A 9331-nucleotide genomic window follows, 5' to 3' on the forward strand; every position below is an offset into this window, starting at 1 on the left:
CAGTTCTATCCACAACCTCAAAACAGTGTTTTGAGCTGACTTCGTCAGTCTTATTTACAACCTCAAAGCAGTGCTTTGAGCAGTCTACAGCTAGCTTCCTAGTTTGCTCTTTGATTTTCATTGAGTATTAAATTATTTTATTTCCAAAGTATAGCTTTTTTAAAACTCGAAAGCAAGAAAAAATCGACTAAAAGTGTCTCAGCCGATTGGAAAGGCTCGCTTTACCCTAGAAAGCATCTTATTTTCTTCATTGAAAAAAGGCTTTCTTTCTGCTATAATCGTATAAAATACTTACTTTAGGAGTTCTTATGAAGGTTGTTAAATTTGGAGGTAGCTCTCTTGCCTCTGCTAGTCAATTAGAAAAAGTTTTAAACATCGTCAAAAGCGATTCAGAGCGTCGTTTTGTCGTCGTTTCTGCGCCTGGTAAACGCAATGCTGAAGATACTAAGGTTACGGATGCCTTGATTAAATACTACCGCGACTATGTTGCTGGTAACGATATTAGCAAGAGCCAAAACTGGATTATCGACCGCTATGCTGCTATGGTTAGTGAACTAGGTCTTAAACCAGCTGTGCTAGAAAAAATTTCCAAAAGCATTCGCGCCTTAGCCACTCTTCCTATTGATGAAAATGAATTTCTCTACGATACCTTCCTAGCAGCCGGTGAAAATAACAATGCCAAATTGATCGCTGCCTACTTTAATCAAAACGGGATCGATGCACGCTATGTGCACCCTAGAGAAGCTGGTATTGTGGTCACAAGTGAACCTGGTCACGCTCGCATCATTCCATCAAGTTATGACAAGATTGAAGAATTGACAAATGCAAATGAAGTCCTTGTCATTCCTGGTTTCTTTGGAGTTACCAAGGAAAATCAAATCTGTACCTTCTCACGTGGAGGATCAGACATTACAGGTTCTATCATTGCTGCCGGTGTTAAGGCAGACCTCTATGAAAACTTTACAGACGTTGATGGTATCTTTGCAGCCCACCCTGGTATTATCCACCAACCACACTCAATCCCTGAGTTGACCTACCGTGAAATGCGTGAGTTGGCCTATGCAGGATTCTCAGTTCTTCATGACGAAGCTCTTCTTCCTGCCTACCGTGGAAAAATCCCTCTCGTTATCAAGAATACCAACAACCCTGACCATCCAGGTACTCGTATCGTTCTAAAACACAGTAGTGATGAATTTCCAGTTGTGGGAATTGCTGGTGACTCAGGCTTTGTCAGCATCAACATGTCGAAATACCTCATGAACCGTGAGGTTGGATTTGGACGCAAGGTTCTTCAAATCCTTGAAGACCTTAACATCGGTTGGGAACATATGCCAACAGGTATCGACGATCTTTCAATCATCCTCCGTTCTCGTGAACTAACTCCTATCAAGGAAGAAGAAATCCTTCGTCAGTTGGTTCAAAAGGCTGAAGTAGACCATGCAGAAATCGAACACGACCTTTCTATCATTATGATTGTTGGAGAAAAAATGAAGAGCCATATCGGAGTAACTGCTACTGCGACACGTGCTCTATCTGAAAATAAGATCAACATCCAGATGATGTCTCAAGGTTCTAGTGAAGTATCTATTATGTTTGTTGTCCATAAGGACCAAGAGAAAGCAGCTATTAAAGCCCTCTACAATTCCTTTTTCGGTGAAAGTAAGGAAGACTAAGCATGGCTCAATCACTTAACAAAACAGTGCTCCTCAATACGACAGGCACCTCCTACCTCTCTATAGCTGGGAAAGTTGGGAAATTTCTTGTCGGAGATCAGGCTTTGGAATTTTACCCAGATGTCAATGTTGAACAATTTATCCAGATTCCTTGGAGCCATATCAACCAAATTGGAGCTAATGTCTCTGGTCGCAAAATCAGTCGCCACTTCGAAGTCTTTACAGACAGAGGAAAATTCCTCTTTGCTTCAAAAGACTCAGGTGCCATTCTTAAAATTGCACGCGAAAAACTGGGCAATGACAAGGTCGTCAAACTTCCGACCCTGATTCAAACCATTAGTCAAAAATTTAAAAATCTATTTGCAAAAAAGTAGAAACTTTAGTATAATCATAGCAACGGATAAGTAGGTTATCTTCTTCTTTCAGAAAGTCTGCGGGTGCTGCGAGCAGATAGGAGGGATAGGTGAAATTCTACCGTTAGTAACAATTACATACACAATCAAGTGCACACCTGTGAAGTTGGATGGAACCGTGGCCCTGCCACTCCAACGCTTTGTCAGGTGTGCTTTTTTCACAAAGGAGTTCTTATGTTAGATATCAAACGTATTCGTACAGACTTTGATGCTGTCGCAGAAAAATTAGCTACACGTGGTGTAGATGCTGCTATCTTAAACGAGATGAAAGAAATCGATGCCAAACGTCGTGACATCTTGGTCAAGGTTGAAACTTTAAAAGCAGAACGTAACACAGTTTCTGCTGAGATTGCCCAAGCTAAGCGCAACAAGGAAAATGCAGATGATAAGATTGCTGCCATGCAAACTCTATCTGCTGAGGTTAAAGCCTTGGATGCTGAATTGGCAGACATCGATGCTAAATTGACAGAATTTACCACTACTCTTCCAAACATTCCAGCTGACAGCGTTCCTGTTGGAGCTGACGAAGATGACAATGTGGAAGTTCGCCGTTGGGGCACTCCACGCGAGTTCGATTTCGAGCCAAAAGCTCACTGGGATCTTGGTGAAGATCTTGGTATCCTTGACTGGGAACGCGGTGGCAAGGTAACAGGAGCTCGCTTCCTCTTCTATAAAGGACTCGGTGCTCGTTTGGAACGTGCTATCTATAACTTTATGTTGGATGAACATGGAAAAGAAGGCTACACTGAAGTCATCACACCTTACATGGTTAACCATGATTCTATGTTTGGTACTGGTCAATATCCAAAATTCAAGGAAGACACTTTTGAACTCAGTGACAGCAATTATGTCCTTATTCCTACAGCCGAAGTTCCTCTGACAAACTACTACCGTGATGAAATCCTTGATGGTAAAGACCTGCCAATCTACTTCACTGCTATGAGTCCATCATTCCGTTCCGAGGCTGGTTCTGCTGGTCGAGATACTCGTGGCTTGATTCGTTTGCACCAATTCCACAAGGTTGAAATGGTTAAATTTGCCAAACCAGAAGAATCTTACGAAGAATTGGAAAAAATGACAGCCAATGCTGAAAATATCCTTCAAAAACTTAACCTTCCATACCGTGTCGTTGCTCTCTCTACAGGAGATATGGGCTTCTCAGCTGCGAAAACTTACGACTTGGAAGTTTGGATTCCAGCCCAAAATACCTACCGTGAAATCTCAAGCTGTTCAAACACAGAAGATTTCCAAGCCCGTCGTGCCCAAATCCGTTACCGTGATGAAGCAGACGGCAAGGTGAAACTCCTCCATACCTTGAACGGTTCTGGACTTGCAGTTGGACGTACAGTGGCTGCTATTCTTGAAAACTACCAAAATGAAGATGGTTCTGTGACCATCCCAGAAGCACTTCGTCCATACATGGGTGGAGCTGCAGTTATCAAACCATAAAAAATAAGGTTTAGCTATTTCTAGCTAGACCTTTTTTCGTAACCAAATCAGATAAGCTCCCAATACAAAGAATAAAATAATTAAGCAAATGGCAGTTTCAGCCAGTACCAGATAATCCAAAAATGGAAGTTTCAAGATTCCCTGAGCCATCTTGAGCGAGGTAGCTGTGATAATGGTCGGGAAGGTGAGGGCTGAAAAGGCTGGTTGAAAACCTTGTTTTAAAATATTGGGCAGGCGAGTCAAAACAAAGAAAAAGAAGGATTGGGAAGCCAAGATCATGACAATCAAGACCCAAGTTGGTAGGCTGACTCCTCCAACTCGAACTAGGGAAGCCAAGAGTAGAGAAAAAGGAGCACAGTAGATTCCTTCTTGGCCAAGCAAGGCTAGTTGGAGTGGATGTTTCTTTAAATCGCTATAAATAAGTGGATAGAGATAGAAGGTTAGGAGAAAACCAAAACTCAAGGTCGCATAGGCAATTTCGATGATACCGACAAGAGGATAGGTCAATGCTGCTACTGCTATCCCTACATAGAGAACAGTCCAACTTGGAGTCGCACTGACTCTCTTACCCGGACAAGCAAACTTGATAGTGAAACCAGCAATCAAGGCCAAATCCAAGAGAAATGAAAACCACCAGAGCCCTTGCGCTACTAAAGGAAGATGAGAAAACACACGAAAGACATAGGTAGATAAAATCATCCCAGCCATAGGAAAAGTGGCCATCCCTGACAAAAGAGGGGGCTTGGTCAATTCTTGCTTGGTTTCCTTCCAATTAAAGAGATGAAGAATCAGAAAGAATATCCACAAAATCAAACCTGTCAGACTCAACAGATGGGACAGAACCGGCAACGTATCTAAAATAAGATTTCCAGCTCCTGCCAAACCTAGCAAACAACCAGAAAATACTAAGGGGAGTTTTTTCATCCTAACCTCCAATAATCATGTTAGTTTCAGTATAGCATAAAAGCGCTTAAATGAGGACTTAAAAAAACGAAGTCCGATTATTTCAGACTTCATTTTACTCAGATATGAATTAAGCATAAGGTTGCAATTCTGGGTTAATTGGGGTATTAGCTAGGTTGTTGGCATAGTTACAGAGGCTTGCTAGACTGACACCAAGAACCACATCCAAGGCATTTTGTTGGCTATAACCAACTTCTAGAAACTCAGTCAAGGCTTCATCTCCTACACGACCCTTGGTATTGATAACTGCCAAAGTAAACTTAGCTAGGGTGTCCAATTTAGGATCTGTTTCGATTGGAGTACGATTGCGAAGGGCTTGCAGAAGATCATCGTTCATCTGGATTTGTTTGATTGAAAAGGCTGTGTGACCTGCGACGCAGAAGGCACAACCATTGGTTACAGCTGCCGTGATTTGCACCACTTCACGCTCAACAGGTGTCAGGCTATTGCGACGGTTGATAGCTCCGACAGTACGGTAAGCCTCTAAAGCAGTCGGTGCATTTGCCAAGAGGCCGATTAGGTTGGGAATATAGCCATTGTTATCTTTTTCTACTGTTTCAAGAACTTCTTTCACTTCTGCTGGTGCTGATTCGACTGTATGAATTGTAAATGTTGTCATCATAAAACCTCTTTTCATGTTGTTGAAACCTAGTCTATCACAGATTCTATACCGTGTATAATATATATTTTAAATTACACTGATAGAAATTTTTTATGAAAGCAAAAAATCACACGCAATGTGTGATTCCATTATTTATTAAAATACTTTTTAGTTTCAGCAATAACGACTGGCGACAAGACCAAGAGGGCAATCAAGTTTGGCAGAGCCATCAAGGCATTGACAATATCTGCGATAATCCAAACCATATCCAACTCGATAAATCCTCCCAACAAGACCATGAGCACAAAGACCACACGGTAGAGCCAGATAAAGCGAACCCCAAAGAGAAACTCAAAACAACGTTCTCCGTAATAGTTCCAACCTAGAATCGTTGTAAAGGCAAAGAGTACAAGGAAGATTGTTAAGAGGGCAGGTCCAAAGTGTGAAAAGACTGTTGAGAAAGCAGACTGAGTCAAGGCAACCCCATTTAAGTCACCACTCCAAACACCAGTTACCAAGATGGTCAAACCAGTCAAGGTACAGATAATGAGGGTGTCAATAAAGGTTCCTGTCATGGAAATTAAACCTTGCTCTACTGGTTCATTTGTCTTAGCCGCAGCCGCTGCAATGGGAGCAGAACCCAAACCAGATTCGTTTGAGAACACACCACGCGCTACACCATTTTGAATAGCCATTCGAATGCTAGCCCCAGCAAAACCACCCACCGCAGCAACTGGACTAAAAGCCGATGTCAAGATTAAAGCGATTGTGGCAGGAATTTTTCCAATATTAAAGAAAATAACTGTAAGAGTTCCCAAAATATAGATGATAGCCATAAAAGGAACAACGGTTGTTGAAACCTTAGAAATGGACTTGAGTCCACCAAAGACTGCAATCGCTACAAATACAGACAAAACAAGAGCCGTGATAGCTGGCGAAATAGTCGTCGTATTTTGGATAGATTCTGTAATCGAGTTGACTTGGGTAAAGGTCCCGATTCCTAATAAAGCTACTAGCACACCTGCCAGGGCAAAGAAGATGGCAAGTGGTCGCCACTTTTCTCCCATCCCTAGAAGGATATAATGCATGGGACCTCCTGCTACTGCACCATGATCATCCTTGGTACGGTATTTGATAGCTAGTAGTCCTTCTGCATACTTAGTAGCCATCCCAAAGAAAGCAGCCATCCACATCCAAAAGAGGGCTCCTGGGCCACCGACCTTGATAGCCGTCGCCACCCCGATAATATTTCCCGTACCAACTGTAGCTGCGAGGGCTGTACACAAGGCCGCAAAACTGGATACATCGCCATGCCCCTTGTCCTTAGTAAAAATAAGCTGGAAGGCCTTGGGCAGACGCAAAACCTGCAAGAGGCCTAGACGGGCAGTTAGGTAAATCCCTGTCCCGACCAAGAGAATCAAGAGGGGTGGGCCCCAAGCAAAAGCATCGATTGATTTAAGCAATTCTAACATTTCCTTCTCCTATCTTTTCAACCCCAAAAGAAAGAGCACATGCAAGATACATGTACTCTGGAATGCTTAGATAAATGCTAAAAAGCGGTCTATCCTAGCTCTGTCCTTTTACCTGAGAGTTTGAGCAGTTGCCTGCCTTGCCCCTTCGGTGCCTTTACGGTCTCTCCAGAGTTCCGTCCATTTACAGTCATGGAAAATCAAACGATTCCCCACTTCTATTAAACTTCATTCGGTGTTGGTATTTAATTGATTCTTATTTTACAAAAAATGTTGGTTTTTGTCAATGTGTTTATTAGTAAAAATTAGTTCAACAGTTTTTACTTTATGAATTCCGAAATATTTCTTATCCTTTAAAAGTGACAATAGTCGCACCACTGCCTCCAGCATTTTGTGGGGCATAGCCAAAACTCTTGATATGCTTGTTTCTTTGTAGGTATTTGGTGACACCTTCACGGATGACACCTGTTCCGATACCATGGATGATATCAACTTGAGCCATATTATTAAGCAAGGCTTGGTCGATAAAGGCATCTAGCTCATTCATAGCTTCTTCATAGCGTTTACCTCGAAGGTCCAGTCTGGCTTGAGGGCCTCGGCCAGATGTCCGTTTCACAACATTGACTTGTTTCTTCTTGACTGGTTTTTCTTGCTGAGCTTGAACAAGGTCAAATTCTTTCTCTTCCAAGGTCATCTTGATTAAACCAACTTGGGCTTCCCAACGGCCGTCCTTGAGTTGACTGGTCAAGGTACCACGCTGGCCATAACTGAGAACCACGATATCATCTCCCACCTTTGGAGCTCGTTTTTTCTTAGCTTTTTGAAGGACCTTATTTTTAGACAAGTCCACTTTTTCAGGAGCTAATTTTTTCAGCTTGGCCTTGGCTTCAATGATTTCGTGGGGCTTGAGTTGAGATTTACTGTGGAGATTTTTGAGAATCTGGTCACTTTCACTTAGGGCCATGTCCACAATCTCAGCAGCCTGTTCACGCGCCTTATTAAGCTCGGTTTCCTTTTCACGATTGAGCTCGTTGTAGAGTTTTTTAAGCGCACGATTTATCTTGAGATTTTCTTGCTCCACCTCACGGATATTGTCCAAGCGTTTACGGCTTTCCAGCGTCTGCTCTTCCAGTTGCTCAATGATCCGGTTGACGTCATTGTCCTGATCTACCTGCTGGCTGGCATCCCCTACGATAACTTCAGATAGGCCCAGACGTTTGGCAATTTCGAAGGCATTGCTTCGGCCAGGAACACCCTGCATAAAGCGATAAGTCGGGCGAAGAGTTGCAGTATCAAACTCCATGCTGGCATTTTGCACAAAGGCTGTCTCAATACCGTAGGCCTTGAGTTCCGGATAGTGAGTTGTAGCCATAGTCTTAACTTGACGCAGGCGAAGGTCCTCCAGAATAGCCATGGCAAGGGCGGCTCCCTCTTGAGGATCTGTACCAGCCCCCAACTCATCCAAGAGCAAGAGCGAATGCTGGTTGACCTCGCCAAGAATATCCACAATATTGGTCATGTGGCTAGAGAAGGTAGACAAGCTCTGCTCAATAGACTGCTCATCGCCAATATCGGCAAAGATTTCTTCAAAAATACCAACACGACTTCCCTTGTCTGCTAAAATCGGCAAACCAGACTGAGCCATAACCTGCGTCAAGCCCAGAGTTTTGAGCATGATGGTCTTCCCACCTGTATTGGGACCTGTAATGACAATGGCTGTTAAATCTTGGCCAAAATGGACATCATTTGCGACGGCATTTTTGACCAAAGGATGACAAACATGGAGCAGTTGAATTTCTTGATTTTCTGACAGCTGAGGTACGACTGCTTGCCTTTCTTGGATAAAGCGGACCTTGGCACGAATCAAGTCCAGATGGCCGATAATCCAAGCATCATTGGCAATCTCAGCCGCATGAGGGCGAACACGCTCAGAAATTTCTTGAAGAATGCGAAGCATTTCATAGCGCTCATCTGCTCGCAGACTAGCAATTTCTTCGCTCAGTTTGACCACCTCACGGGGTTCGATATAGACAGTATTTCCACTAGCAGAAATATCATGAACGACACCTGCAATCTTATTGCGGTAGGTGTTTTTGACTGGTAGAACCTGACGGCCATTTCTGCTGGCAACAATCCCTTCCGTCAACATCTGCGCTTTCTGCTTGAGCAGGTCCTGTAAAACATCGCGTACCTGACTCTCGCTATCATGGATTTTTCGACGGATTCGCGCCAATTCTTCACTGGCAAAATTTTCAATGAAACCTGCATCATTAAAGGCTTGTAGATTCCCTTGCAATTGCGGAAAATCATGTAATTTCTCAAACCAAAGGGCTAATTCTTCCAAGCTGACATTTTCCAGATTGGTATAAAAACTTTGCAGTTCTCGGCTGGCAAGAAGCACGCGCTTCAAGAGCAGGAACTCCTCGATATTGAGGTCCGCTCCCATCTCCAACCGTTTGCAGACGCCTGCGATTTCCTTGGTTGCGAGAATGGTAAAATGCGGTTGCTCAAGAAAAAGAGCCTGCATTTCCTTCATCTCAGAAAAAGCCTGTTTGATTTTATCTGCTTTGGCAGTCGGAGCCAGCTGTCTCAATTGCTCCAAGCCCTGCTCGGTCAACAAATGGGGTTCAAACAAGGCCTTGACCTTATTGAACTCTAATGTTTCTAATATTTTCTTGTTCATCTTTATTTCCTTGTCTTTGAATGTCTATACTCTTCGAAAATCAAATTCAAACCACGTCAGCGTCGCCTTACCGTACTCAA

7 protein-coding genes and 1 riboswitch are annotated in these 9331 nt (G+C 43.2%); of the genes, 3 read left to right on the plus strand and 4 right to left on the minus strand.

The features are described from left to right. The first annotated feature begins 308 nt into the window (after window positions 1-308). The 3 genes from ADI58_RS08045 to serS all read left to right on the plus strand — a co-directional run bounded on the left by ADI58_RS08045 (window position 309) and on the right by serS (window position 3535). Window positions 309-1673 (plus strand): aspartate kinase, encoded by a 1365-nt coding sequence (locus tag ADI58_RS08045; protein ID WP_049522140.1) that lies wholly within the window; start codon window positions 309-311, stop codon window positions 1671-1673. A 2-nt stretch (window positions 1674-1675) separates the two neighbouring features. After that, a complete protein-coding gene (locus ADI58_RS08050; RefSeq protein WP_000079347.1) occupies window positions 1676-2047 on the plus strand; it encodes a DUF956 family protein in 372 nt (123 codons plus the stop codon). Between the two features lie 213 nt (window positions 2048-2260). Next, window positions 2261-3535, plus strand: coding sequence for a serine--tRNA ligase (gene serS, locus ADI58_RS08055; RefSeq protein WP_049522141.1), 1275 nt, complete (start codon window positions 2261-2263; stop codon window positions 3533-3535). Between the two features lie 24 nt (window positions 3536-3559). On the opposite strand, the gene ADI58_RS08060 is transcribed toward serS, so the two are convergent. The 4 genes from ADI58_RS08060 to ADI58_RS08075 all read right to left on the minus strand — a co-directional run bounded on the left by ADI58_RS08060 (window position 3560) and on the right by ADI58_RS08075 (window position 9251). Further along, window positions 3560-4459 carry a TDT family transporter gene (locus tag ADI58_RS08060; protein WP_049522142.1) on the minus strand — a complete coding sequence of 300 codons (900 nt, stop codon included), beginning with the start codon at window positions 4457-4459 and terminating at the stop codon, window positions 3560-3562. A 109-nt stretch (window positions 4460-4568) separates the two neighbouring features. Continuing rightward, on the minus strand, window positions 4569-5117 hold the full coding sequence (locus ADI58_RS08065; RefSeq protein WP_049522144.1) for a carboxymuconolactone decarboxylase family protein: 549 nt from the start codon (window positions 5115-5117) through the stop codon (window positions 4569-4571). Window positions 5118-5248: 131 nt separating this feature from the next. After that, the gene (locus ADI58_RS08070; RefSeq protein WP_000891462.1) at window positions 5249-6571 is read right to left on the minus strand and encodes an alanine/glycine:cation symporter family protein; all 1323 of its coding nucleotides are present in this window, start codon (window positions 6569-6571) and stop codon (window positions 5249-5251) included. Between the two features lie 90 nt (window positions 6572-6661). After that, a riboswitch (glycine riboswitch) is annotated at window positions 6662-6750 on the minus strand. A 164-nt stretch (window positions 6751-6914) separates the two neighbouring features. Next, window positions 6915-9251, minus strand: a complete 2337-nt coding sequence (locus ADI58_RS08075; protein WP_049522143.1) for an endonuclease MutS2 — start codon at window positions 9249-9251, stop codon at window positions 6915-6917. Window positions 9252-9331 lie beyond the last annotated feature (80 nt).

This window comes from Streptococcus mitis (assembly GCF_001074635.1).
In the GTDB taxonomy this organism is placed as follows: Bacteria; Bacillota; Bacilli; order Lactobacillales; family Streptococcaceae; genus Streptococcus; species Streptococcus mitis_E.